Source organism: Acidobacteriota bacterium (assembly GCA_022340665.1).
Taxonomy (GTDB): domain Bacteria; phylum Acidobacteriota; class Thermoanaerobaculia; order Thermoanaerobaculales; family Sulfomarinibacteraceae; genus Sulfomarinibacter.
Map to the genome: position 1 here is coordinate 17,700 of JAJDNM010000020.1, position 26,844 is coordinate 44,543.

A 26,844-nucleotide genomic window follows, 5' to 3' on the forward strand; every position below is an offset into this window, starting at 1 on the left:
GATTTCAAGCCCCAGGTCCCAAGCCCTGGGTCGGGCGGGTAGGTGAGAGTCAGCTCGAGCCGTCAGAAAACGGTTTCAGCAGATGTGCCCGGGTCGGGTGGCGAAGCTTTCTCAGCGCCTTGTACTCGATCTGGCGGATGCGCTCGCGGGTGACGTTGAACGTCCGGCCGACCTCTTCGAGTGTGTGCTCGGTACCATCGCCAATGCCGAAGCGCAGCTTCAACACCTGCTCTTCGCGCGGCGTCAGGCTCTTGAGTACGTTTTCGGTGTGGTCCTTGAGCGTGCGCATGATGACCGCCTCGATCGGCGATACCGAGTTGGTGTCCTCGATGAAGTCACCCAGGTGAGAGTCCTCTTCCTCGCCGATCGGGGTCTCGAGCGAAATCGGTTCCTGCGAGATCTTGTGGATCTTCCGGATCTTCGAAACCGGCATCTCCATGCGCGCCGCAATCTCCTCGACCGAAGGCTCACGTCCAAGCTCCTGCACCAACATGCGTGTCGTGCGAGTGAGCTTGTTGATGGTTTCGATCATGTGCACTGGAATCCGGATGGTGCGCGCCTGGTCCGCGATGGCGCGGGTGATCGCCTGCCGGATCCACCAAGTGGCGTATGTCGAAAATTTGTAACCGCGGCGATACTCGAACTTGTCCACCGCCTTCATGAGGCCAATGTTGCCCTCCTGGATAAGATCCAGGAACTGCAGCCCGCGGTTGGTGTACTTCTTGGCGATCGAGACCACCAGACGGAGATTTGCGACGATCAGCTCCTGCTTTGCGCTGTCGGTCTCGGATTCGCCGCGCCGCACTTCGGTCAGCAGAACCTTGAGGCGCTCGTACGGGATCTGGAATCGATCCTCGAGGCGTTCGAGTTCCTCCTCGTAACGCTCGACCCTGGCGGAGTAGAACTGGCGTCGCTCGACATTTCGCTCCTGCTGGAGCTTCTTCTTGTCCCTATTGATTGTCTGGATTGGAATCGCGAACTGGCGTTCGACCTCACCGAAGAAGGTCAACAGGCGGTTGCGCGTAGTGGTCGTAAAATCCGCCCGCCGAACCAGTATTGCGGTGTCGGCGGTATTGGCGTCGATCTTGTCGGACAACTCCTGGTAACGTTTTCCGGCCTTCTTACAGCGCCGCAGCCGCCGTCGAAGCTCGCGCGACTCACCGTCCAGCTTGGAAATCGTTCGGAAGAGTTTCGATCCTTCACGCACACGGTCGCGGGCTTTTTCGTCGAGTTCATCACTGTTGGCCTGCAGCAACTCACGAACACCGCGCCGCTCCCTCCTGGCTTGCTCATTGGTTCGCAAGAAGAGCTCGAGGAGGTCGGGCTCTTTCGAAAGGGCAATGAAAACCTTCGCTTCTCCGGCCTCGATTCGGGTGGCGATGTCCACTTCGCCTTCGCGGTCGAGGAGCTTGACTGTGCCCATCTCGCGCAGGTACATCCGAACAGGATCGTTGGTCTTTTCGAGCTGTTCCGTTGCGACGGGCTTGGTGTCGTTCTTCTTCGCTGCCGTCTTTTTGTCGCCATTTTCGGCCGCTGCCTTGGCTTGCTTGGCGGACGCCTTGTCACCATCCTCAGCGCTCTCGGCGTCCATGATGTCGATGTCGAGCTCCGAAAGACGCATGTAGATGTCGTCCAACTCCTCGGCAACCCCAGTCACCTCTTCGGGCAGGTTCTCGTAAAGCTCCTCATACATGATGAAACCGCGTTCTTTGCCGGTCTGTATGAGCTTGCTGAGCTCCGGGTATTTCTCCTCGACCTGCACACTCGACTCTTTCACCACTGGTGCACTCCTTTCGACACGATCAGACGTATCGCTCGCAGTTTTCCGCTGTCGAGGCGTCGTCGCAAAGCGTCCCCGAACACCGCCCTAGGGTTAGCAGTTCCCTTGGGTTTGGCATTCCCGAATCGGGTCAGTCAACAGATTCGTCCATCAAGATGAGTACATGGTGGGCATTGCGCCAATGAAACGGGCCATTCGCCCGCGCCCCATCGCCATCCAGAGGAATATGGGTCGCACAATCGGTTTTGGCAACCCCTAACCGCAAAATTCGTCAGATTTCTGTCGATTCCAGCCGCAACCGCTGTTTTTCGGCCAAAAGACGTTCCACTTCCTCTTCATCGCCCCGTTTTTCGGCCGCGGCGATCAACGGTTCGAGACGTCGCGAACCTTCGCGCGCCTGATGCAGAAGGAGTGTCTGCATCTGAACCCGGATGGACTCATCCGTGATCTCCGGCATCGGCGAGGTGCACAGCTCGGCAACCAGGATTTTCAACCCGGGGTCGCTGCAGCGCTCCAAAAGCACACTGACGAAGTCGGTCTTGGACGACTCGTCCTTCACGATCGTCCGGCTGTCTTCGAGCAAGCGTCGCACCCGGGAATCCGTGATGTACTCGGGAAGGACGAATTCCAGAATTCTCGATCGCCACCCACTTGAACACTCGAGCAACATCCTCGCCAACTCACGTTCACCGGGAGGCATCGACTCGCGCTTCTGCACGCCAGCAGTCGTCGACTCGCGCCGCCCTCGGCTTCCATGCTCCTCGATCACCTGCGGCCGCAGGTACAGCTGCCGCGCCAGCTCGTCGATCAGATTCTGCCGGATGGCCGGATCCGAGGCGGAGCAGACGAGCATCGCCAGATCCAGGCCGGCGCGCCGCCTCGCCGCGGGATCGGGTGGCAGATCGGCGAGCAGAAACTCGAGCAGTGGCGTCGGTCGTTCGATCAGATCCTTCATCGCCTCCCCACCCCGCTCGCGAACGAGATCGTCCGGGTCCATCCCAGGAGGAAGCACCACGACCGCCACCTCGACCCCGGCCTCGAGCAGGACGCCGGCGCCGGTGGCCGCCGCCCGACGCCCGGCGGTGTCGGCGTCGTAGCACAGGAGGGCGAGCCCTTCTGGACCGAGCCGGCGTTTGAGGAGACGGGCGTGATCCGGAGTCAGTGCTGTGCCCATAGTGGCGACAGAGTTCGTTACTCCAACGCGGTGCAGCGAGAGGCAGTCAAAATAACCCTCGACGATGAGAACCTTGCCCGAGTCCGCCAGGCTGCGGCGTGCGCGATCGAGACAGAAGAGAGTCGATCGTTTTCTGAATATCGCACTTTCAGGGCTGTTGAGGTACTTGGGTTCTCCCTCGCCAAGCTGACGTCCGCCAAATGCAATCAGGGAGCCGTCCCCGGAATGTATGGGAAAGGTCAGTCGACTTCGAAAGCGATCGTACGGTGAGGTGCCGCTGTCCGGACGAACCGCGAGGCCGGATTCGACCAGCTTCCCTTCCGGGTGGCGCTTCTTCATATGGTCGAGCAGCCGACGCCAGTCGTCGGGGGCAAAGCCGAATCCGAACTCTCTCCAGCTCTCTCTCGGAAAACCACGGCGTTCCAGCTCGCTTCGCGCGTCAGATCCTTCCGCGTCCTCGAGCCGATCCACGAAGAACTGTTGCGCCTCCTGGAGCAAGCCACGCAGCTGTTCACCCGCTTCCCGCCGCCGCCGCATCTCCGGGCTCCTGGGCGGCAGCTTGACGCCGAACCGACGCGCCAGGCGCTCGACCGCCTCCGGGAAGTTGAGATGTTCGATTTCCATCACGAAACCGAACAGATCGCCGCCCTTCTGGCAACCGAAACAGTAGTACACGCCCTTGTCGGGATTGACCGAAAAGGACGGAGTCTTCTCCTCGTGGAAGGGGCAGAGGCCCTCCCAGCTGCGGCCTCGCTTCTTCAAGCGAACGTGGTCGCCGACAACATCCAGAATGTCCGCCGCCTCGCGTACGCGGGCGATAGATTCAGGGCCGAGGTCGACGTCTGCCATGGGGGAGCATTTTCGCACAGTGCGAGATTTTGGATGCCGGATGGGAGATGTTGGATGCTGGATGCTGGATGCTGGATGCTAGATGTTGGATGTTGGATGTTGGATGTTGGATACAACAAATCGATGTTTTCTCTGGCCGAATTGTCGCGGGGAGGGCGATTTGCTCGTAGGCCTCGACGGCTTGACGACTTGACGGCTTGACGGCCAGACGGTCGGGTCTGACATTCTCAGCTCGAGCGCGCGAACCGGACGGCCGTGAACGGGTGGGTGGGGGAAGCCAAACAGCCGTCTGCCAACCTTCTCTCAAGCCCCTGATTCGAGCTCGACTTCTGTCGCTCCCGAACCGCCGAGGTGCTGCGGCGGGTGGCGATAACCCCGGACGGCAGGATGAGACCGGCACACATCAGCCACCATGCTGCGCAAGATGCCGGCGCCGTGACCGTGGACCACGCGCACGGCTGGTGCCCCAGCAGTCAATGCCTGATCGAGGAATCGCTCGAGCTCCTCGCGTGCGCTCTCGCTGTCGAGTCCAATGAGGTTGATCTCCCGTACGACGTCATCCGCGGAAACCACTTCCACCCTGGCCTGTTGCCTCTTGGGCGAAGGAGATTTCACCACCTCGAGGTCGGTGATCGGCACCCACAGCTTCTTTCCGGAAACATTCACCTGCGCCTGCGATCCTCGGATTTTGCGGAGCTCACCTTCACCCCCAATGGCAAGCCGAACGCGAGCGCCCTCGTCCAATCCGTCCTCGGGCTGCGCGGACTCTTCATCGTTGGGAAGCTCGAGGCGCAAGGCTTCGTCCCGGAGCTTTTGCAGCCGGCGGCGACCCAGAGCCTCGTGCTCCTCAGTCGCCTTCTTCAGCCTGGCAATCGCCTTGTCGAGCTTCAGCTTGGCACGGCGGCGGAGCTCTTCCCTCTCCGCGGCCAGCTTATCGGGAAGCTCTCGACGCTCCGCTTCGAGCCGTTCGAGCTCGCGTTCGGCCTCGCCCCGGGCCCGCTCCGCCTCATGCTGCCGCTGGAGAACCCGGGCTCGCTCGAACTCGAGCTCCCGCTCCAATTTCTCCAGCCTTCGCAGCCAGCGGTCGAGCTCGAGGTGCTCACCGCCGAGCAGCTCCCTCGCGCGTTCCAGGACATCTTCGGACACTCCCATGCGGCTGGCGATCTCGAGCGCTCTCGACCGGCCGGGCCGGCCAATGCTCAGCGTGTAGGTGGGCAGCTCGGAGTCCTCGTCGAACTCCATCGCGGCGTTGTCCATACCGTCGGCGGAGCTTGCATAGAGAGCGATCGCCGCCAGGTGGGTCGTGACAACAGTCATTACACCGTGCCGGTTGAGCTCGTCGAGAAGGGCGCATCCGAGCGCCGCGCCCTCGAGCGGGTCGGTTCCTGCACCGAGCTCGTCGAACAGGACGAGGGTCTTGTCGTCCGCGTATTCGAGCAGTTGGGCGGTCGCCGCCATTGCCGCCGAGAATGTCGACAAGTCAGCGCCTACGTCCTGCTCGTCTCCGATGTGGCACCAGATGCGATCGAAGGCCGGAACAGTCGTTCCCTCGTCGGCCGGGACCGGGATGCCACTGAAAGACATCAGAACCATCAGTCCGATCGTCTTGAGCACCACCGTCTTGCCGCCGGCATTGGGACCGGAAATGACCAGTGCATTGATGCCCTCTGGCATCTTGAAGTCCAGCGGAACGACCCGGTGTTCCGGGTCTCGCCGTTCGGCGTCGCCAAAGACCTCGACCCTCAGGGCATGGAGGCGTTCATCGAGCAAGGGGTGACGCGCGGCCAGCAGCATCAGGTCCCCCGCACCACCGGGAACCACTACACGTCCCTCCGCCGCGCGCCCGAAGAGGACCTTGGCCTGGACCGCATCGAGCTCCGCGAGCACCCCGATCGCATGCACGAGATCGTCTCCGGCGTCGGTGAACAGGCGATTGATCTCGTGCAGAATGCGCTGAATTTCTCGCCCTTCACCCGCGATCGCAGCGGCCAGTCTGTTATTCAGTTCGACCACGCCGAAGGGCTCGACAAAGGAGGTCGCACCTCGAGACGAGACATCGAGGAGGAGGCCATCGAGCTGGGCTCTGGCCGAAGATCGGACAGGCAGGCAATAGCGGTCACGCCGCATGGTCGGCGGCGCATCCGTCACCACATCCCTGTTCGATCGGCGAATCGCTTCGAGCTCCGCAAGAACGTCCGAGCGGGCGCGTGTGATCTCGCGCCTCAGACGGGCCAGCTCAGGCGATGCGTCGTCGGCGACGGTTCCGTCTCGACCGAGCATCGGGGCCACCATGTCGACCAGCTCCTTGGTATCGGCGAGCCGGTCCAGAATGGGACCGAATTCATCGCTCTCAGAGGATAGGAGGCGACGACGGATGGCCGCTATCCGTCGCGCAAGGGCCAACAGGGCTACGAGGTCGCGGGGCTCCGATGGCGGTGGGGCGTCCTCTTCCAACCACGGCTCCGCCTCGTCCACTCCGGACATCGACAGCACTCCGTCGTCCTCGATCAGATGCGCCACGGCCTGGGTCAGGTGGGCATTTCGGACACGTTCCGTGGAATCGCCAGCCAGAACGGCAAGATCACGGATGACAACGCGGCCCACACGCGTTCGCGCATGGGCCGCGACCAGTTCGAGAACCTTATCGAATTCCAGTTCGACGGCAAGCGATCGGGACACCGGGCTAGAGCAAGCCGGCGCGCCGCTGCTTGGCCATCTTGCGAAGCATTTTTTTGCGGGCTTGAATCATTTCCCGCTTGCGGCGCTCGGACGGCTTCTCGTAAAAACGCCGCCGTTTGACCTCGGAGAGGATGCCAGCCTTTTCGCACTTCCGCTTGAAGCGCCGAAGTGCCTGCTCGAAGGACTCGTTGTCACGAACTGTGACTCCTGTCGGCATGTTGGCTCACCCCCTCTCGGTGCGGATTGCGCCGATGGCTGAGACGCCAGCGACGCGCACATCAAGATCGTGAGGATATCACCGAGGCCGAAAGGCGTCAATCGCACGGGATAACACCATCAATCACAACCATTTGACTGATATGGTTCCCGACAGCAGTCGGCCATTTTTTATTGGTACAGCGAGGGCGCCCCGAGGGACGCCCGTCTGGATCTTCGATTATCGATCCCGTGTCCAATCTCGGCAGCCCGAGAGCGACAACCGGGAAAAGTCCAGTCCTACTCCTCGACTACCTTGACCTTCACCGCGTCGAAATTCTTGTTGTAAACCTTGTTGTTGTTGGTTTTGAAGTAGACCGCTGCAGCACCGCCCTCACGCTTCCGATAGAGCCAGGTTTCGACCTTTCGTTTCTCGTCGACCTGGATGTTCTGGTAATAGGGCACCCCTGCGATTTCCTTGACCTCGTCCATGGTCATGTTCTTCTTCACCTCGTCGAATCGCTCCTGGGTGATGAAGCGCATTTCATCGAGCTCCGCCATCTTGTCGATCAGAGGCTGATAGGGCGGCAGTCCGATGGATTCGTAATAACTGCTCGCCGAATCCAGCTGGTTGATCGCCTTCTTATAGTCGCCGGCCTTGGCGACCGTGTCGTCTGCGATCAGGATGGCCTCGTCCGAGTACAGGTTGAGGCCTTCAGCCGTTGCTGGATGCTCGGGAAAATCGTTGAGGGCAATATTGAGGAAATCCGCCAAGGTCGATTGCACGGCGTCGTAAGCCGCATCTCGAGCTGCCGTCTGCTCTTCGATCGACGCCGGAAGTGTTTCGAGCTCCACCTTCTGCTCATCGGTCCGATCGCGCTCCTGAATAGCCTCGATCTCTGCGAGCCTGGTCTCCAAGGCCGCGAGCTCCGCTCTGGCCTGATTCAAATCTTCATGCTGCTGTTGCAGGGTTGCCAGCTGCTCCTCGAAGCGGGCTTTTTTCAAATCCTCTTCGCTCGGCCCACTCGAGCACCCGAGCAACAGTCCAAAAACAACCAGAGTCGCAATGCCATGCGGCAGGAATCGGCTTTTTCTCATGACTCCTCCCTTCGCCCTGCAAGCTAGCAGAAACCGCCTTTCGTTACAACGTCAGTCGCGGGAATCCGTGAGACCGGTTCGCTCGACCGAATCGAGCCTCCATTTCGTCGCCCACCTCAGATCGCGGATCACACGTGAAATCAATTGCTTGACGAAAGGACGCATGGCTGGCGATAATAGTTTTAGTGCGCGAATTGGAGGCCATATGGACCGGTACGATGCCATCCTCGAGCAGCTCAAACAGGCACAGAATCATGGTCTCGATTCGGTGGAAACCCGCCTCGATGCCATCGTCGCAAGCCTTGAAGAGCTGATTCAGTCGGCAAGGGCAGCTGTTCAAGACGCTCGACTCAAGGACGCCGAGGAGTTGCTGCCATTGGCCGAGGTCGAGGCACTGTTGGAAGAAGCCCGCGCCGAGGCCCAGGTCCCGCCACCGCCACCACCAGCGCCGGGCATCACGCTCGACAACCTGCGAAATCTGGACGCGGCACGCAGCCAGTCGGAACTCCTGAGGGCGCTGCTGCCGATGATGGCCGAGCATGTCGGTCGTGCCGTCGTCCTGGTCATCCGCGACGGGGTTGTTTCGGCGTGGAGCGGCATTGGGTTCGCGGACGGAGAGAAACTACGAAGCTGGCACGGTGGAGTCGCCGTTTCGCCGAGCTTTTCCGAGCTGATGGAAAACTCAAAACCGACGATGATCGATCCCAGGACCGACCCCCTGCTCTCCGAATGGCTGCAGGAGGATGCTGTTCCGGATGAAGGGGCTCTGCTTCCGATCTCCTTGCGCGGCAAACTCATGGGCATCGTCTATGTCGACCACCACGGCAACCAGCCGTGGAACATCGAGGCCGCACAGTCACTCAACGCAGTCGCCTGCTGGCTGATCGACACTCTGCACCATCGCATGACCATCCCGACGCCCACCGTTGCGGTGCTCGCATCGGCCGAGGGCGAGCCATCCGATGCCGAGGTCGCGGTCGGGGAAACACCGGAGCCATCCGCCGACGAAGAACCGGACGATGGCGTGTCCGAGGAAGCGCACGCAGTCGAATCCGAGTTTGAAGGCGGCAGTCAAGACGCTATCGAAATCGAGACTATCGAGGAAGACGACTTCGAGGAACCGGAAGTTTCCGGGGAGCCTGAACCGGCCGAGTTCGACTTCGAGCCCGAAGAGATGCCAACGGAGACCGGCGCCGAGGAGGAGGAGTTCGATTCTTCGGCAACGGTTCAGATCGATCCCACCGAAGAGGACTTGAGCCCGGAGCCTGCCGAGGAAGAGCTGCCCGCGGAGGCGGCTCCGCCTTCGGCCGAGGTCCAGCCGCCTGCCTCGGAGGTCGAAGCCCCTCCGCCTGTACGCCCGGTCGAACCACCGCCCGACATCGAAGCCGAACCCGTGTCGGACGAGGACGCTCGCCAGGAAGAGGCAAGGCGGTTTGCCCGCCTGCTCGTATCGGAGATCAAGCTCTACAACGAGGATGAGGTCGAGCGCGGTCGGGCTGAAAGGGATCTCTGCACACGTCTCAGGGAAGACATCGACCGCAGCCGCGAGATGTTCGAGAAGCGCATTCCGGCCGATGTCCGGGAAGGTCACGACTATTTTCAGGATGAGCTGATCCGGATTCTCGCCGACGGTGACGCAGATGCCCTCGGCGTGTGAATCGAGAGATCGGTAATCGTCTTCACCTTTTCTTGATCCTGATGGTGGCGGTTGCGGCCGCCGCCTGCGTTGCCGACGCCCCGGAGCCGGAAAGCCGGTCCGAACGACACGAAATCCTCGAGACGGCGTTTTCGCAATCCGAGTCGGATCCAGCTCGAGCCGCGGCACTTTTCGCAGACGCCGGTCCAGGTTCTTCTTTGGAGACATCGCGTATGACGGTGTGGGCCGCCTGCCTGGAGCGGGCCAACGCCGGACCCGACGGGTGGCGCCGCTACCTGGAAGATCGACCTCCCGAACAACTTGCGACCCGCGCGCGCCTCGCATTGGTCAGGACACTGATCGAAAGAGGTTTTTTCGAGACAGCGTTGTCTGAACGATCGCGACTGCCAAGCCTGGCACAGCCACAGGCCGATCGGCTTCTGCTCGATGTCGACGATCCTGCGATACACGATCCAGCAGCACGTCGCCTGGCGATCAGCTCCCCGGCATTCCTGTCCTCGGCAGATGGCGAACTCGACCGCAATCTGGTCTCCACCCTGTCACGACAAGAGCTCCTGGCGCGGTCAGACGCATGGATCCGTGCCGAGAGGCCATCGCGAGGAATTGCAGAGCTACGACGAAAGACGTGGTCGGGCGAAGATGAGAAGCGACGGCGGAGGGCCTTGGCTCGTGCCGCGCTTGCGGCAAACTCGCCAAGACAAGCGCTCAACGAGCTCCCTCACGAACGAAACTCCGACGCCGAAGATTTCATCCTCCGCGCACAGGCCCTGCGAGATCGCGGGTGGCATCTTTTCCCAGGTCGTGGCGAGCAGCGGGTTTTCCGAAACTGCGCGGCGGCAGCCCAGGCGGCGCTCGCCCTCGGAACGTCTGAAGAGGGACGACAATCCGCACTCATCCTCCGGCTCGAGTGTTCGACACAAGCGGAGCTGCTCGACGACGCTTATGAGAGCTGGCGAGTACTCGAGGCCGGCCAGTGGAGCGGCTCGCGTCGCAGTTGGCTCGGGCGACGCCTCGGGGTGGCGATGGCACGGGCGGGCGAACGGGATCCCCAGGTCCAGGAAATTGCCCGAAGCCTCCCCTCACAGAGGCGTTGCCTCCGTTACTGGATGGCCGTCGGCGCTCCGGGCGGCGACGACGCGATTCGTGCCGAGCTCGCCGGAGCCGAGATAGCCGATCTCTATGGCCAGTGGTCGCGAGAGGAGATCACAGCCTCGCCGAACACCGGACCTCGCTTCGGTGATGCGTCGACCCCTGCGACCCCACCGGGAGCGGTGGAGCAGCTCATCGCTGTCGGCGCCGACAAAGAGGCCCTGCGCGAGTGGCGGCGCATCCGGCTGTCGCGCCCACCGTTGCCTGAAAGGGCTTTGGCCGCCGCTGAGATGGCCGCAGGTCTCGGTCAGTCTCTCGAACCGATCCGTTGGCTACGCTCGGGCTTTCCGGAGCTCGGTACGATTGAAATGGCCCGCTCTCCGGAAAACGTGATCCGTGCCTATCTGCCCCTGCGCTGGTCGAATGCGGTCGTTGCCGCCGCGGGCGAGTCCGCAGTCGAGCCGTGGTTGATCGCAGGAGTCGCTCGCCAGGAGAGCGGCTTCTCGGCCCACGCGGTCTCCCCACGGGGGGCGATCGGAGTCCTCCAGCTCCTGCCATCGACAGCTCGCTTGCACGCGAGATCCCTGGGTTTCGGTTCCAAACCCGACCTTCAGGATCCAGAGACCAACATTCGTTTGGGCGCACGCGAAATTGGCGCCCTGATTCGCCGTTTCGGCGAGATCGAACCAGCCCTTGCGGCGTACAATGCAGGACTGACCCGAGTGCGTGGCTGGTGGAAACGGTGGCCCGATCGACACCGCTTCACCGAGGAGATCCCGATCCCGGAAACCTACGACTATGTCCGCAGGGTGACGTTTCTCGCCGATGCATACCGCCTGGTTTACGAAGAGGAATGGAGCGACGCACGATGAACACGATCGAAGTTCGCACCACGTCACACCGTCAGATGGTCGACATCACCCGTCGAGTGGCGGCGACTGTCGAAGATATCGAAAGCGGGATATGCCACGTTTACATCCCGCACACGACGGCCGCCGTGGTCATCAATGAGCACGCCGACCCGGATGTCGCGCGAGATCTGATTGCCGCCTACGAAGCGATGGTGCCGGATATTCGTTTCGCTCACGCCGAAGGCAATTCCGATGCCCACCTCATGACGACTCTGCTCGGCAGCTCGGTCACGGTACCAGTGGCAAATGGCCGATTGCGGCTCGGCACCTGGCAGGGGATCTTCTTCGTCGAGCTCGATGGACCACGCACACGGAAGGTCTGGGTCGACATTCGCTGAAGCGTGCATCTGCGCTTCGCGCCGAAGTGCTATCGAGAGTCAATCACGATCTCCAGCCACGATCTGCACTAAGGGGCCTCATTCGAGTTACTTAACCGATTGTACATATTGTCAGACATACAAGTATAAGAAAACAAAAGATTTCTCCCTCTTGACAGTTCAGGAATCTTTCCGACAATGGAGTCGGAGGACCGTGCTATGCCTCGGTGGATTTCCCCGCGTTTCATCTCCCGTCAACTCGCTCTTCCCATTCTCGTCGCGGTTGCGTTCTGGGGCTTGGTCGGTGGCGGAACGGTGGTCGCTCAGGAAGAGGAGTACGAGCCGATCGACAGCACCGCCTGCGCCGACTGCCACGAGGCCACCCGATACGGGTCCGCCTTTGCCGATGACATCTCGCACTCCGCACACGATGGTCTCGAGTGTCTCGACTGCCACGTTGATCGCGACACCGTTCCCCACCGCTCGCTGGAGGAGACGTTCTTCCCGGGCTGTCAGGGATGCCGCACCTGCCACGAGGAAGCGTCGGAGGAATATCAGGCGCACGGCCGCGCCCGGCTCGGCTCGTGCGAAGACATGCCGCAGTGTTCGGACTGCCACGGTTCACACGACATCCTGCCGTCGACCGCCGCGCGGTCCTCCGTTCACCCGACCAATCTTCCCCAGACCTGCGGCACATGCCACGAAAACCTCGACATCACGACAAAGTACGACATTCTGATCGACCACCCGATCCAGATCTACGCGCGTTCCGTCCACGGACAGGCGACCCGCGGCGGCGTCTACGTGGCCGCGAGCTGTAATGACTGCCACTCCTCCGGCGGCACCGCACATAAGATCCTGTCTCCGGGGTCCCCGGATTCGAGCATCAACCACTTCAACATCCCGAAGACCTGTGGCCAGTGCCACAAGGGCATCGAATCCGACTACTGGGAGGGCATCCACGGCCAGCTGGTGGCACGGGGAGAGACCGACGCACCGGTGTGCACCGACTGCCATGGTGAACACGGCATCCTGTCGCCAGACGATCCGCTGTCGCCGGTGTCCGGATCGAAGGTCGCCGAGATGACCTGCTCGCCGTGTCACGAATCGGCGGTGCTCAACGAGAAATACGGCATCAAGACCGAGCGTTTGACGACCTTCATTGATTCCTACCACGGGCTCAAGTCGAAGGCCGGCGACACCCACGTCGCGAATTGCGCGTCGTGCCACGGCGTCCACCGGATTCTGCCGAGCTCGGACCCGACCTCTACAGTCAATCCGGCAAACCTGCAGCACACCTGCGGTGAATGCCACCCGAATATCTCCGAGAAGATGGCGTCGACGCCGATACATGGTCTTGGCGGCCAGGGGCTGCGCACCCCAGCGGCAGACGTCGTCGAGAAGATCTACATCGTTGCCATCACAGTGATCATCGGGCTGATGATCCTCCACTGGGTCATCGACCTCATGCGCCACCTCGCGGACAGGATCAAGGAGCGCCCGGCGGTCCTTCGCATGCATATCGACGAGGTCGTCCAGCACGCGCTGCTCACGATCACGTTCATAACCCTGGTGATTTCTGGTTTCGCTCTCCGATACGACCAGGGCTTCATGGCGCGCTTCTTCTTCGGATGGGAAGGAGGATTCGAGATCCGCGGCGTGGTCCACCGAGCTGCAGCGATCGGATTCATGATCACGATCATCTGGCATGTGCTGTACCTCTTCTCTCCGAGAGGCCGCACGTTCATCAAGGACATGTGGCCGATCAAGCGCGACTTCCAGTTCTTCGCCCGCCGCATGCTCTACAACCTCGGGCTGCGTCCGCGGATGGAGTGCGTCCAACGATTCAACTACGTCGAAAAGGCGGAGTACTGGGCACTGGTGTGGGGCACGGTGGTCATGGTCATTACCGGTGTCATGCTTTGGTTCGACAACTGGTTCATCCAGTTCCTTCCGAAAGGGGTCCTCGACGTCGCCCTGGTGATTCACTTCTGGGAGGCCTGGCTGGCCTCATTGGCGATTCTGATCTGGCACTTCTACTCGGTAATCTTCCATCCCCACGTCTACCCGATGAACCCGAGCTGGATCACCGGCCATGTGCCAGAGGATATGTACGAACATGAGCACCCGGGCCACCTCGAAGAGGCACGACGGGAAACAGAGCGGGTCATCGACCGTCGCATCGAACGCATGCGCAAAAGGGACTCCCAGACCGATCAGGAGGAACAGCCGAAGACAGAGGCGAAACCGAAAGAGGACACCGAAGACGACGAGTCGTGACCCCGGCCGCCAGCATAGACTCACGAATCGGAGACCGGTGTAGACTGGCGGGCGGAGGATCAACCGATGTCCGTCGACCCCAAGCTGCTCGAAATTCTCGTCTGTCCGGTGGACAAGACCCCGCTCGAGGTGATCGAGCTGCCCGAGGCGGTTTGCCGCCAGCTGGTGGAAAAGTACCGGGATCAATTCAAGGGTGAAGAGCCGGTGGTCGAGATCGGTCTCGCTTCGCCCGCCGGACGCGTGTACCCGGTTGTTTCCGGCATTCCCGTGATGCTGGTTGATGACGCTCTGTCGCGCGAGGAGATCGAGGGCTGACCAGGCTCGAAAACACCGCCGCAGCTCTTTTGATTGTCGGTGTCGCAGCCAGCATCAAGATCGCCCTCAGCAACGTCCTGCTCGGCATTTCCGGTCTCTTGTGGTTGGCCGTTCTGGTCCGAGGATTCGCGCGTCGTCCCCGCGCATCTATCCTGGTGCCGCTCGCGGGATACGCGGTCGTCTCCGTCGCCTCCGCCCTGTGGTCCGCCGACCCGCGACACAGCGTTACCGAACTCGCGGACCTGCTGACTCTCGCGCTCGTGCCAATGATAATTTCGATGCTCGACCAGCGCAGATGGGATCGGCTCCTGATGCTCCTTGCAGCAGTTCTTGCCGCCTCTGCTACGACTGGGCTCATGCAATATGTACTTTCTGGAGACCCCATCCACAACCGGATCCGAGGATTCGCCACCCACTACATGACCTTTTCAGGTTGGACCCTGGTCGTGACCCTGGTGCTGCTCGGCCGCGTTTTCTTCGACTGGAATCGGCGCCACCTGCTGTGGGCGCTGCCGGCCGCCGCTCTCGGTGTGGCAACTCTCCTGCTCGGCCTCACCCGCGGCGCCTGGATCGGTTTGGCAACCGGCCTCCTGCTCGCCGTCGCCGCCGGCCGGCCCCGGACTCTGGTCATGCTGCCACTCGTGATTTCCCTGCTCGTGCTTCTCACGCCACAGCCGGTATTGCACCGTGCAGCGACAACCCTCAACCCCGGTGATGCCGCGACCAGAGCGCGGCTCGGCATGTTTCGATCCGGGATGGGAATGGTGCAAGACCACCCCTTCCTCGGCCTCGGCCCCGGGTTGGTGCAACCCGCATTCGCGGATTACCGTCGCCCGAACGGGCCCGAGCGAATCCCGCACCTGCACAACAACGTCATCCAGATCGCCGCCGAACGGGGCCTCGCCGGTTTGGCGGCCTATCTGGCGGTCCTGATTGTCTTCGCGACCCACGTTGTCAGGGCCGTTCGGTTTGGGCCGACCGAGGCGAGGCCAGCGGTCATCGGTTGTGCGATGGCGGTTGCGGGGGTGACGGCGGCGGGTTTGTTCGAGTACAACTGGGGGGATGCAGAGGTCTGGATCGTGACCCTGACAAGCCTGAGCGCGCCGTTTGCCCTCGCGCCCCGGGGATCGAAATGAGCGAACCCATCTACACCGTTTCGGCGCTGGTCGCTGAGGTCAACGCCCTGCTCGAGCAGGGGTTTTCCGGGCTGCGAGTCGAGGGTGAGGTGACCAATACGAGCGCCTCCGGCCGCGGCCACGTCTACTTCACGCTCAAGGACGAAACTGCATCGGTCGACTGCGTGATGTGGGCGTCGCGCGCCCGACGTCTCAAGTTCGAACTCGAGCACGGCCTCGCCGTACTGGTTCTCGGGTCGTTGACGATCTACCCACAGCGCGGCCGATTCCAGATGGTGGTCGACGATATCCAACCTCAGGGCCTCGGCGCCCTGCAACTGGCATTCGAGCAGCTGAAAGCGAAGCTCGAGGCCGAGGGCCTGTTCGCCACCGAGCGCAAGCGCAGTCTGCCGGCGCTCCCGAACAGAATCGGAATCGTCACCTCGGCGACCGGCGCCGCGCTCCAGGACATGCTCAAGGTGCTTCATCGTTTTTCCAACCTCGAAATCATCGTTGCTCCCGCGATGGTGCAAGGCGAAGGGGCAGCCCAGGAAATCGCTGATGCCATTGGGCGCCTTGCCAGCTCCGGACGGGTCGACGTGATCATCGTCGGACGCGGCGGTGGCAGCCTCGAGGATCTGTGGGCCTTCAACGAGGAAGACGTCGCGAGAGCGATTGCCGCCAGTCCGGTCCCAGTGATCTCGGGCGTCGGTCACGAGGTCGACTTCACGATCGCCGACTTCGTGGCCGACATTCGCGCGACCACACCCACCCAGGCAGCCGAGCTGGTGGTATCCCGCCTCGAAGAGCAGCAACGCCGAATCGCGGATGCGCACGCACTTCTGCTACGCGGTTTCGATCGCAAGCTCGGCCTCGCACGCACCCGTCTGGCGGGCCTAATCGGTTCTTCGGGCCTGGCGCGAGTGCCGCAGCGGGTTCGCCTGCTGCGAGAGCGCTTTCAGCGAGCCCATCGGCTCGGCCCCGCACTGAGGCGGGTCCACGCCAACGCCAAAACTCGCCTCGACCATGCCGTACGGGGGCTCGAGCGACTGCCTGCTCGGGTCGCGGCCGGAGGGCACCGCCGGCTCCTGACAAGCCGAAAAGAGCAGCTCGCGCTGCTCATGGCGACGCGCCTGGCCGGAGCTCACGCGCGAATCAGGGCGGGAGAACGTGCCCTCACCCACCTCGGTCCCACGAAGGTCCTCGAGCGCGGCTACTCCATCACCAGCGTTGAAGGGTCATTGACACCCCTACGCGATGCGTCCGCAGTTCGCGGCGGTCAGGCGTTGACCACCCGACTCGCCCGCGGGGTTATCCGATCCCTGGTGCGCAATGGGCCCGCCGGTCCCAAGCAGCCAAAATCCGACCCGGCACAACAGCCGTCTCTCTTCGACAACGACGCGGAATCCCAGCCCGAAAAACCTGGAGCAGAGCATGAGTGACAAGAAGAAAAAGGTTGATCGGTTCGAAGACCAGTTGGCCCAACTGGAGGACATCGTGGACCGTCTCGAGGATGAATCCGTAGGCCTGGAAGAAGCCCTCGGTCTCTTCGAAAGCGGTATGGACCTGGCGCGCCGTTGCCGTGCCCGCCTGGCTGAGGTCGAGCACCGGGTGACCCAGCTCCTGGAGACGGAAAATGAGGACGACGAAGCCGCCGACGAGGACGCCGAGTGACCGTTGAGCGCCTGCTCGCTCGTGAGAGGGCAGTGGTCGAGACCGCTCTCCGGGAGCTCCTTCCCCCTTCGGGGGCCTGGCCGGAGCGCTTGTGGACGGCAATGGAGTATGCGGTCTTCGCCGGCGGGAAGCGCGTCAGGCCAGTGCTGGCCCGTCTCGCGTACCGTGCGGCGGGAGGGGACCCAGACGAGATCACCCGTGCCGCGTGTGGCCTCGAGCTGATCCACACCTACTCGCTGGTCCACGACGACCTCCCGGCGCTCGATGACGACGTGCTGCGCCGAGGCCATCCAACGATCCATGTCGCCTTCGACGAGGCGACAGCGATCCTGGTCGGAGACGCCCTGCTCACGGAAGGGCTCCTCCAGCTCTCGCGCCATCCTGAAGGTGATGAATGGGCAAAAAGACGTGTCGAGGCCGTCGAGATGGTCGCCGATGCCGTTTCGGCGCGCGGGATGATTGGTGGACAGGTTGAGGATCTGGAAGCAACCGGACTCGTCGAGAACAGCAACGAGGATCTGCAGACACGACTCGAGCGCATCCATCGACACAAGACGGGCTGCCTGCTGAGAGCCTCGGTCGAGCTGGGCGCGATTCTGGGAGGCGTCGAAACCTCGCTTCGCACGCTGTTCTCCGGGTACGGGGAGGAACTCGGTCTTGCATTCCAGATCGCGGACGACATCCTCGATTCCACAGCCGACGCAAAGAAGCTCGGTAAGAGCCCCGGAAAGGACGAAGCCGGCGGCAAGCTGACCTACGTCACCCTGTACGGCATCGATTTGGCCCGACACCGCCTCGACGAGCTCGAGCATCAACTCGTCGAGAAGGCGCAGGCGATCGAAGGCGTGGATGGTGAACTCGCCGCTGTGGCGCGATTTGTCTGTCGACGGAAGTCATAAGTGCAGACACAAACCCGGTCCTGGAGTTGTAGGGGCGGGACATATCCCGCCCTTGGTCGCCGAAATCCACGTCAATGACCATGGGCGCCATGTACGGCGCCCCTACACATTCTTCGCCTCAACGCCCCTGGGGGATGGGCGGAAAATCCGAAATTCGAAATCCCAAATCTAAATTCCGAAATCCCGCGGGCGGGCGGATTGTGGTTTTTCTGTCAATGATGGCGGCCATCTCTGGACGATGCAGCTGCACTTCGGGTACTGTTGAATCTGATGTTGCGGAAACGCACCTTACTTCTTTTCCTGCTCGCTTTTGTCCTACGACTCATCCTTCAAGGGTGGGACTTCGGCGTAACCTCCTCATCGTCCCATCCGGACGAAAGGCAAGTGGGGTTCGTCACCGAACGGGCAGAAGGATGGTTCGATGATCCTGAGTTCTATGCCTACGGTTCGCTCCACTTTCAGGTCATCCACCTGACCGCGACCATTCTCGGTGTCGGCGACAACATTCGTGGATACATCGTCAGTGGACGGGCAATCTCGTTGATGGCGTCGATGATCGCCATCTTCCTCGGCTGGTTCATCGCCACCCGATCGTGGGGACGGAGAACCGGCGATCTCTTCGTATTCCTGGCAGCCTGGGTACCTCTCGATCTTCAACAATCACACTTCACGACGGTCGAGGCACACCACGCAGCATGGGTCATGGCGGCGCTCGCAGCATGCATCTGGCTCGCCCATAGCGGGCGACCGATTGCGGCAGCCGCTTCGGGTGCCGCGATCGGTGCCTCGCTGGCGGTCAAGGTCGCATCTCTCGCACTTGGCCTTCCGCTTCTCGCGGCGGCGCTGATTGCCGCCCGCGGCCGAGGTGTGCTGGAGGCGATTCGGCTTCTCGCCATCGCCGGTGCCGCCGGCATGACCTGCTTCTGGCTCTGCCAGCCGTGGGCATTTGCCGGCGGCCGGCCGCCGATCAGCATCGTTGCGACGGCAGTCGTCGCCGCTGCAGCCATCGGGCTGGCCGATCGCACGTCTGGTGGCGCGAGGACGGTCTCTCTGGTCGTCGTGTGCATCGCCTGTGTTGTCGTAATGCTTCAGGGCGCAGCACTTCTCGGCATCGGCGGCGAACGGATCATCGGCAGGAGCGGTTCGGCGGCCCTCGTCGGCACTACTCTCAACCCGTCCTATCTGGAGGGTGTCGGCCACGAGATCGCGATGGTCACCGGTGCCTCCGATCTGGCCTACGTGCGGGTCTATGCGCACACGCTTCCGGTGCTCTATCCGCTGCGTGAGCTCGCTCTCTGGGGCTGGGGCGTCTTCCTGCTGCTCGCCGCGATCGCGGGTTCAGTCGCGGGCTGCTGGCGGCTGGGAGTTCGGTGGCGGCGGTGGTTGGATCGCCGCTGGACCGACTCCTCGATCCTCTTCGTGATCCTCGCTACATGGTTGCTGCCAATGGCCTCGAGGTTGAGCACTCTACAGGTTAAGTTCCTCCGCTACTGGGAGCCCCTGACGGTGCCAGCGGCGTTGATCGCCGCCTGGTGGCTTCTGCGACTTCCGAAGAAGATACGAACTCCCGCAATCGCGGTAGTGGCTGCCGGCACAGCGCTGTGGGGTCTCGCCTATACCTGGTCCTTTGTCGAACCTCATCCCCATCGCACCGCTTCGAGGTGGCTCGGTCCGATGCTTGCTGACGAACAGGTCGTGGCCTTTGAACACTGGGACGAGCACATCAATTTGATGATTGAAGACGGTGCTGTGGAGACGGTCGATCTGCCATCATACGACCTGCCTGACGATGGACAGAAGGTCGAGACCTGGACCAGCGCACTCGCTCGTGCCGACTGGGTGATCCTGACCTCCAACCGCGTCTGCAGAACCGTACTCGCCAACCAGGACCGCTTCGAGAAGACGGCGCGACTCTACAAGCTGTTGTTGTCAGGAAATGCAGGCTTCGAAGTTCTGACCCGGGTGAACCGAGGTCCGAGGATCTTCGGTGTCCGGCTGCCCGTACAGCGGGCAGACGAGAGCTTCCTCAACTACGAGTTTCCGCAGGTCGTTATCCTTCGCCGCATCGCCGATGTCAACCCCGGGGAACTGACCGAACGAGTCAGACGGCCGCTGCCCTACCTCGAGGACATGGCCTACGCGGACATCGAACGCCACTTCCTGGCCGAGGTTCCGGAGCTGCCCCCGGTGCCAACCAAACCGCGTCAACTCTTCGACCTCACGATCTGGATTCTTCTTTTTTCGGGACTCGGTTTGGCGTCCTGGGGACTGCTGCTGCCGATCTCCAAAAGTTGGCCGGATACAGGCGCCGGTCTGGCGCTGGTGACCGGGTGGATCGTGCCTGCGTGGCTAATGTGGATGGGCTCGGAACTTCGAATCTGGGAAATCGGCCCGGCTACCGCCACATGGATCACACTCGCCCTGATGGCGGCGGGCGGCGTCGCCATCTTCAGGCGATGGTCCGTGATCAAGGACATTTTCCGCCGACGGAGATCCTCGGTCCTCATGGTGTTGGCAGTGACGGCAACTGTTGGCGCCCTGTTCCTCGTAGTGCGTGCCTGGAACCCGGCCATCCACTGGGGCGAAAAGCCGATGGACTTTTCGTTCCTCAACGCCTTTCTTCGTGCCCCGAACTGGCCGACTGGAGAGCCCTGGATGGCAGGGATGCCTCTCCACTACTACTACTTCGGCGAGGTGCTCGCCGCCTACCCGATCCTGGTAGCGGGCTGTACTGCAGGGGTGGGTTATAACCTGATCTGCGGGACCATCCCCGCCCTCTTCGCATCAGTTCTCGCCGGCCTCGGGCTCCTGCTCGGCCGCCGGTTTCCGATTCGAAAGCAGTGGCAGATTGCCGCTGCTTCGGTGTTGCCGTTGCTGGTGCTGCTGACCGGCAACCTCGCCTGGCCATGGCTGCTCGATACCTTGAAGACGGGCAACCTGTTCGATCTGTGGTGGGCAACATCCCGTGTGGTACCTGGGTTTGCGATCGATGAATATCCCTTGTGGACGACTCTCTTCGCCGATCTACACGGCCATTTCATCGCCTTCCCTGTTCTCGTCACCACGTTTGCGTGGGGCTGGCTCTGCGTCACGGCCCGGGATCGGAAATGGATCGCTGCGGCCTTCCTATGCGGCATCGGCGCGGCGGTTGTCGTCGCCACCAACCCCTGGGATTTGTTCATCCTCACCGGCGCGTTGGGGGTGGGTACGATTGTGGCAGCCCGCCGCCCCTTCCGCGGTCTCGCACGACTGGGTGCCGCGGCGACTCTCAGCGTACTCGCCGCCGCACCCTTTATCGTCGAGCTGGTGGCCGGCATCAGCGCCGGCGCGGGTGAGCGCGGACTATTCCTCACCGCCGCCGATTTCGCGCCAGCCTGGGCGATCCTGCGACACTTCGGACTGTTCATCATCCCGCTCACCGTCCTCGCGATCGTCCTCCTCGGCCGCCGTTTCTGGATCGTGCTGCCAACCGCCGCCCTCGGGACAATTGTCGGGCTCAGCTTCAGGTCGAGCGCTGCGGCCTTCGCGCTCGCCATCCTTGCCGTCTTCGCGACGATGACGGTCCGTTCGAAGAATCGCCTCGATCGCCTTGCCTGGTCGATGGCCGGTCTTGGCATGCTCGCGGTTGCAGCCTGCGAGCGCTTCACCCTGATCGATCGCATGAACACGATCTTCAAGATCTACAATGGAGTCTGGGTATTGCTGGCGTTCGCACTCGGCGCCGCCCTACTGCGGACACGCGGCCGGAAACTGGCCGTCCTGCTGGCTGTATGGGTTCCGCTGCAACTCGTCGCCCTCGCCAATCTTCCGTTGGGCATCGCTCAGGGCTGGAAGCTGCCGCGAATGACATCGCCGCGCCCGACCCTCGACGGTCAGGCGTTTCTCGCCACACAAGACCCCGAGACCTGGTTCCTCGTCCGGTCTCTCCAGGGCGTCGCCCGGCCCGGTCAGGCCATCGCCGAAGCGGCCGGTCCCTACTACAGCGAAGTCACCCGCATCACCATGCACACTGGCCAGCCGACTGTGGTCGGATGGGACTGGCATCTCAAGCAACGCGGTCAACCGCCTGCCGAAATTGCCGCGCGCTTCGAGGATCTCGACCTGCTGTACCGAGGCGGGAACACGAGCCAGCGCCGCGCAGTCCTCGATCGGTATGCCGTTGCCTGGGCAGTGGCCGCACAGGTCGAGCGCAACCGTTATGGGATCGATGCCGAGGACCCCCTGGGCGATATCGACGGCGTGCTCGAGATGGCCGAACGCGACGGCGCGGTTCTTTACCGGGTACTACCGACCGGCGGTCCAACCAAACGGACCATTCTGCCGGCAGCCGAGATTCCACCCGGCATGAATCTCTTCGGCAGGCTGGTCGACCCGGGCGACCAGATTGTCCGCTCCATGGCCCTCGACGACTCCGGCGCGACGGCTATTCTGGCCAACGGAAATATCGTCGACTTCAACCTCGAGGCCAAACGCAACCGTAACCTGGCCGCCCCTCCGTGCGAATCTTCCGGGATTGCCCGACGCCGCAGCGAGCGATGGGCAATCTGCCGCAACGGCAGCACCTGGCGTCTCGCCGGGAATCGATGGGTCGGCGAGGGGCAGGTCGGTGGAGCGACAGGGCTGGCTGCCGATGGTGATCTGTGGGCCTGGGGGCCTGGAGGGATCTGGCGATACCAGGGCACTTCAAACTGGCGCCAGACCGTCGCGGCCGCGGTCACGGCAGCGGCCGCTCGAGGACAGCAGATCGCTTGGAGCGACGGCGCGAATATCTGGATCGGTGACTACGGTCGGCCGGGCAAGGTTGGAGCAGCCCTCGAAGATGTCCGCGCCCTCGCCTGGCAGGGCGACGTTCTCTGGGCGCTCGCCGCAGACGGACTTCATCGGGCCGGCAGCACCGACCTCCCGTGGCGAACGGTGACCAACGGCTCCGATCCTCTGTTGGCCATGGCCGGTTCGACAAACTCTCTCTGGCTCGTGAACCGGGATGGTTTCGTTCTCCGGCCCGAACGCCACTCGTGCCCGTCTCCCTGGACCACCGGGGGCACCCTGGGTGCTGGCTTCCTGCACGAGCCGCGTGGCCTGGCAGTCTCGCCGCGGGGTTGGTTCGCGGTTGCCGACACATTCAATCACCGCATCCTCTGGTACACGGCCGAAGGCCGCTGTCTCGACGAGATCGGTTCGGAGGGAACCGCTGCTGGAGAATTCCGCGAGCCCTCGGGTATCGCACTCGCGGGCGACGGATCACTGGCCGTTGCCGACACCTGGAACGGCCGCATCCAGGTGCTTCGGCCGAATGGCGTCACCGAGGTATTCGGCAGGAACCTCTTTGGTCCGCGGGGCCTGTTGTGGGCGCCCGACGGATCGCTGCTGGTGTCGGACACCGGCAACAAGCGACTCCTCCAGTTCTCGCCACCCGGATGGAAACAAGAGGACGTTGTCCGCCTTCCGGGACAGCCGGTTGGACTCGCGTGGTCGGCTGGCCTGCTTGCGGTCGCCACCCCGGCGGACGGCGCCCTCTTCCTGGTCGATGTGCCGTCCAGAGAGATCGTGCGAAGGATCGACCTTCGCTGTTGGAACTCGCACGACCAACAGGAAGCCTACCTGGCCACATTGCCCTCGGGCGAGATCGTCGCCAGTTCGCCCCAATACGGCGAGCTGTGGGCCATCGATCCCACCGGGGACGATTCGCAACGGCTGCTGCACGACGGTCTCGACGGGATCACCGCCATCGCCCTCATGCCCGACGGAAACCTGCTCGCTTCACTCACCTGGGCAAACCGGCTGGTGAAGGTCCCGATCGAGGAATGACCCGCCAGGGGTGCAGAGGGGCAGAGGAGAAAAGGGGAAGAGAGACACTGGCGCCCGCTTGTGGGTCCCGGGTCTTCAACTCCTGCGAAACACCGCCAGCTCTTCCAGATTGCCTTTCTGACCGCGGATCGGTGACTCGACAACGCCGACCAGCGCCAGGCCGAAATCTTTCAGCGAGCGAACGGTCTCGTCAATCACCCTCCGTCGCGTCGGTTCGTCGCGCACGATGCCGCCCTTGCCCACCTGCTCACGACCAGCCTCGAACTGCGGCTTGACAAGGCACACGAGCCAGGCTCCCGATGTCAGATGTGGTAGAAGAGCTGGAACCACAAGCCTGAGAGATATGAACGAAACGTCGACAGTCGCCAACGCCGCAACGAACGGCAGGTCCACGGTGTCCAGATGTCTCGCGTTCACGCCCTCCATCACAATCACCCGAGGGTCGTTGCGCAGACGCCAGTCGAGTTGACCACGACCAACGTCTAATGCGATCACGCGGTTTGCCCCCCGTTCGAGGAGCACATCGGTGAAACCGCCGGTGGACGATCCGATATCGAGGCAATCGACACCCTCAGGCGAAATCGAAAAGGCGTCGAGTGCTGCGACCAGCTTGAGACCACCTCGAGACACCCACGGATGGTCGGGCTCGATGATCTCGATCTCCGCGTCTTCAGAAACCTGCGTGCCGGCCTTGCTCTCGACCGCCCCTTCGAGCATCACCCTGCCGGCGAGGATCAGAGCTTGCGCTCTGGACCGGGACGGCGCGAGGCCGCGCTCGGTGAGCACTACATCAAGGCGTTGTTTCTTGCCCACCTGCCGATGGTATCGATTCGGGGAGAACCCGTCGAGAAGGATGATTCCTCTGCCACTCTTCTTTTCTCTTCCTCCCCCTGGAGAATCTAGGGCGCGATATCATTCTGGCCGAAGGAGCACCGATGGACAAATATTCAATGACAGTTTCATTTCCTGGCGGCAAGAAAGTTGACGCCAGCTACAACGGCTTCGTGATCAAGACCGACCAGGATGTCGACTCCGGGGGTGAGGGGTCATCACCCGAGCCCTTCGACCACTTCCTCGCCTCGATCGCAACCTGCACCGGAATCTACGTTCTCGGATTCTGTCAGAAACGGGATATCCCGACCGACGGCATCAGCCTGACCCAGAGCTGGAAATTCGAAGAGAAAACGAGGCGCCTGACGGACGTACGGATCGCGATCGAGGTGCCGACCGATTTTCCGGAGAAGTACCGGGGCGCTCTGGTCCGCGTGGCGAATCAGTGCAAGGTGAAAAAGACGATGGAAGATCCGCCGGAGTTCGTGATCGAGACAGTAACCGTTTGAGTTCGGAACTCGGAGATCGGAATTCGGAATTTCCACCCCTTCCCCCGATGATATGAAGGGTTACCCGGGTGAGTGGGCGGCATTTCTAATTCCTCATTCAGAATTCCGAATTCCGAATTCGCGCCACGGGCGCGTCAGAGTTCGTCCGCCCGGGTGGAGATCGGTCCGCGGTAGTTGTGCTCGAGCCTGACCTGGGCGACCTGCGGACCGAAACCCCGGTAGGCCTCCTTGATCCGCGTCAGGGCATTCGAGCGCCAATCGACGTAAGGATTGTCGATCTGCACCGGATCGAGAGCGCCTGCGAGCGCGACCTTCGATGTCGCGCAGAAGCGGCTCATGAGGGTCTTGGCGAGATGGCGGTCGCCATTCTGAAGCTCATCCACCAGAACGATGGATCGCTCGATATCGAGGCCCCGCAGCATCGAGGTCGAGACCATCGTCAGCCGATCGGTAGAACGCAGCTCCTCCATGAAATCGTGCTCGTTCGACAGGGACAGCGATCGAACAGCCTGAAAGAACGGCTCGAGCCACGGTGACAGCTTGCTCTCATAGTCCCCGGGAAGGTAGCCGAGGTCGTACTGGCTGGAGGCGTGCTCCGGCCGCAGGAGCAGCAGTCCGTGATCGTAACCGTAGTCCGGCGTCAGCGGCTGCGACTGCGGGGCAACGCGCCAGGTGGTCGGCTGACCGACGAGCATATAGAGGCCGGTCGCGACCATCATCCGCGTTTTGCCCGAGCCAGCTGGGCCGTCCAGCACCACGAGCTGCACATCTGGGTCGAGGAGAAACTCCATCGCCAGGGTCTGCTGCGGGTCCCGCGGCGTGAATCCGAGGATCGGGCGAGGTTTGTATGTCATCCGCTTGCGGTCCCAATACTGGGCGAAGCGAAGGTCTTCGACCCGTTCCATCTCCGGATTGGCACGGGTGAGGAGGGTTTCATCACCACATTGCAGAACGACTCCCATGTTCCACAGAAGCTCCGGCGAATCCCTCAGCGTCAAGTCATCGCTCGCCAGCCATCGCTCACCCGGAGCACCACTGTCGAGAAAACGCTGCATCGTCTCTTCGCTGATCTCGCCCTCGACGATCCCCCGATAGATCTCGTCCACGCTCTCCAGGCTGACCTTGCCGTAGCGCAGATTCTCCGCCGCGATTGACAGCGCGTCGCATTTGAGTAGGAGGTTGGAATCCTCGGAAATCACAACCACCTCATAGCCAGGGTGGCCGTTCGATCTCGCGACTTCGGCGATGCGCTGGGCGCTGGCGAGGATGTGGTTGTCTCCCGACTCGGCGCTGTAGGGCTCGGCGGTCATGCCTTCCGTCTCCCACGCGAGGATGCCCCCGGCTGATGTCCGCGGAAATTCATCCGCGTCCGCCTGGTGGCTAAAGAGGCGCTCGACGCTGTGATGGATGAGGTGGTAGCGGCGATATTCGAGCATCTTCCGCATCACCAGGCGCGCCGCGTGGCGCACACCTTCCGACTTGGACCTCGAAGCCTGGAGCCGACCCAGTTCCTCGATCACCTGGTGCAGGAGCACCACAACATTGCCACCGGTGAGGAGTCGATCGAGGGCGTCCGGGTTTTCGATCAAGGCCGAGGTGTCAGGGATGTACACCGTGCCGGATAGGCCATCAGCCGTACTGTGCATCGGCGTTCAGTGTACCAC

At 62.4% G+C, this 26,844-nt stretch carries 18 protein-coding genes; 11 read left to right on the forward strand and 7 right to left on the reverse strand.

Annotation, left to right across the window (positions count from 1 at the left end; genetic code table 11):
- Positions 1-49: 49 nt before the first annotated feature.
- The 5 genes from rpoD to LJE93_02885 all read right to left on the reverse strand — a co-directional run bounded on the left by rpoD (position 50) and on the right by LJE93_02885 (position 7,775).
- Positions 50-1,777, reverse strand: coding sequence for an RNA polymerase sigma factor RpoD (gene rpoD / locus LJE93_02865; protein MCG6947843.1), 1,728 nt, complete (start codon positions 1,775-1,777; stop codon positions 50-52).
- A 274-nt stretch (positions 1,778-2,051) separates the two neighbouring features.
- Complete coding sequence (gene dnaG / locus LJE93_02870; protein ID MCG6947844.1) at positions 2,052-3,803, reverse strand: DNA primase; 1,752 nt, start codon at positions 3,801-3,803, stop codon at positions 2,052-2,054.
- Between the two features lie 303 nt (positions 3,804-4,106).
- Positions 4,107-6,482 (reverse strand): Smr/MutS family protein, encoded by a 2,376-nt coding sequence (locus LJE93_02875; protein ID MCG6947845.1) that lies wholly within the window; start codon positions 6,480-6,482, stop codon positions 4,107-4,109.
- A gap of 4 nt (positions 6,483-6,486) precedes the next feature.
- Positions 6,487-6,699, reverse strand: a complete 213-nt coding sequence (gene rpsU, locus LJE93_02880) for a 30S ribosomal protein S21 (GenBank protein ID MCG6947846.1) — start codon at positions 6,697-6,699, stop codon at positions 6,487-6,489.
- A 278-nt stretch (positions 6,700-6,977) separates the two neighbouring features.
- The gene (locus LJE93_02885) at positions 6,978-7,775 is read right to left on the reverse strand and encodes a hypothetical protein (protein MCG6947847.1); all 798 of its coding nucleotides are present in this window, start codon (positions 7,773-7,775) and stop codon (positions 6,978-6,980) included.
- Between the two features lie 205 nt (positions 7,776-7,980).
- Here LJE93_02885 and LJE93_02890 point away from each other — a divergent pair, with 205 nt between their 5' ends.
- The 10 genes from LJE93_02890 to LJE93_02935 all read left to right on the forward strand — a co-directional run bounded on the left by LJE93_02890 (position 7,981) and on the right by LJE93_02935 (position 23,840).
- Positions 7,981-9,432 carry a hypothetical protein gene (locus tag LJE93_02890; GenBank protein ID MCG6947848.1) on the forward strand — a complete coding sequence of 484 codons (1,452 nt, stop codon included), beginning with the start codon at positions 7,981-7,983 and terminating at the stop codon, positions 9,430-9,432.
- Positions 9,429-11,393 carry a lytic transglycosylase domain-containing protein gene (locus tag LJE93_02895; protein MCG6947849.1) on the forward strand — a complete coding sequence of 655 codons (1,965 nt, stop codon included), beginning with the start codon at positions 9,429-9,431 and terminating at the stop codon, positions 11,391-11,393. Before LJE93_02890 ends, LJE93_02895 begins: the two co-directional genes overlap by 4 nt.
- Complete coding sequence (locus LJE93_02900) at positions 11,390-11,770, forward strand: secondary thiamine-phosphate synthase enzyme YjbQ (GenBank protein MCG6947850.1); 381 nt, start codon at positions 11,390-11,392, stop codon at positions 11,768-11,770. The genes LJE93_02895 and LJE93_02900 overlap by 4 nt, the downstream gene beginning before the upstream one ends.
- A 198-nt stretch (positions 11,771-11,968) precedes the next feature.
- The gene (locus tag LJE93_02905) at positions 11,969-14,029 is read left to right on the forward strand and encodes a cytochrome b/b6 domain-containing protein (protein MCG6947851.1); all 2,061 of its coding nucleotides are present in this window, start codon (positions 11,969-11,971) and stop codon (positions 14,027-14,029) included.
- 66 nt (positions 14,030-14,095) lie between these two features.
- Entirely contained in the window at positions 14,096-14,344 is a 249-nt protein-coding gene (locus LJE93_02910; GenBank protein ID MCG6947852.1) for a hypothetical protein, read from the forward strand.
- A gap of 29 nt (positions 14,345-14,373) precedes the next feature.
- Positions 14,374-15,480: an O-antigen ligase family protein gene (locus LJE93_02915; protein MCG6947853.1), complete on the forward strand. Its 1,107-nt coding sequence runs from the start codon at positions 14,374-14,376 to the stop codon at positions 15,478-15,480.
- Positions 15,477-16,901, forward strand: a complete 1,425-nt coding sequence (gene xseA / locus LJE93_02920; protein ID MCG6947854.1) for an exodeoxyribonuclease VII large subunit — start codon at positions 15,477-15,479, stop codon at positions 16,899-16,901. Before LJE93_02915 ends, xseA begins: the two co-directional genes overlap by 4 nt.
- Complete coding sequence (locus tag LJE93_02925; GenBank protein ID MCG6947855.1) at positions 16,894-17,133, forward strand: exodeoxyribonuclease VII small subunit; 240 nt, start codon at positions 16,894-16,896, stop codon at positions 17,131-17,133. The genes xseA and LJE93_02925 overlap by 8 nt, the downstream gene beginning before the upstream one ends.
- Complete coding sequence (locus LJE93_02930; protein ID MCG6947856.1) at positions 17,130-18,032, forward strand: polyprenyl synthetase family protein; 903 nt, start codon at positions 17,130-17,132, stop codon at positions 18,030-18,032. The genes LJE93_02925 and LJE93_02930 overlap by 4 nt, the downstream gene beginning before the upstream one ends.
- A gap of 270 nt (positions 18,033-18,302) precedes the next feature.
- The gene (locus LJE93_02935) at positions 18,303-23,840 is read left to right on the forward strand and encodes a DUF2298 domain-containing protein (protein ID MCG6947857.1); all 5,538 of its coding nucleotides are present in this window, start codon (positions 18,303-18,305) and stop codon (positions 23,838-23,840) included.
- Between the two features lie 75 nt (positions 23,841-23,915).
- On the opposite strand, the gene LJE93_02940 is transcribed toward LJE93_02935, so the two are convergent.
- Entirely contained in the window at positions 23,916-24,653 is a 738-nt protein-coding gene (locus LJE93_02940) for a TlyA family RNA methyltransferase (protein MCG6947858.1), read from the reverse strand.
- Between the two features lie 137 nt (positions 24,654-24,790).
- Between LJE93_02940 and LJE93_02945 the strand changes: the two genes are divergently transcribed.
- On the forward strand, positions 24,791-25,180 hold the full coding sequence (locus LJE93_02945) for an OsmC family protein (protein ID MCG6947859.1): 390 nt from the start codon (positions 24,791-24,793) through the stop codon (positions 25,178-25,180).
- 134 nt (positions 25,181-25,314) lie between these two features.
- Here LJE93_02945 and LJE93_02950 read toward each other — a convergent pair whose 3' ends face one another.
- Positions 25,315-26,826: a PhoH family protein gene (locus LJE93_02950; protein ID MCG6947860.1), complete on the reverse strand. Its 1,512-nt coding sequence runs from the start codon at positions 26,824-26,826 to the stop codon at positions 25,315-25,317.
- Positions 26,827-26,844: the final 18 nt, after the last annotated feature.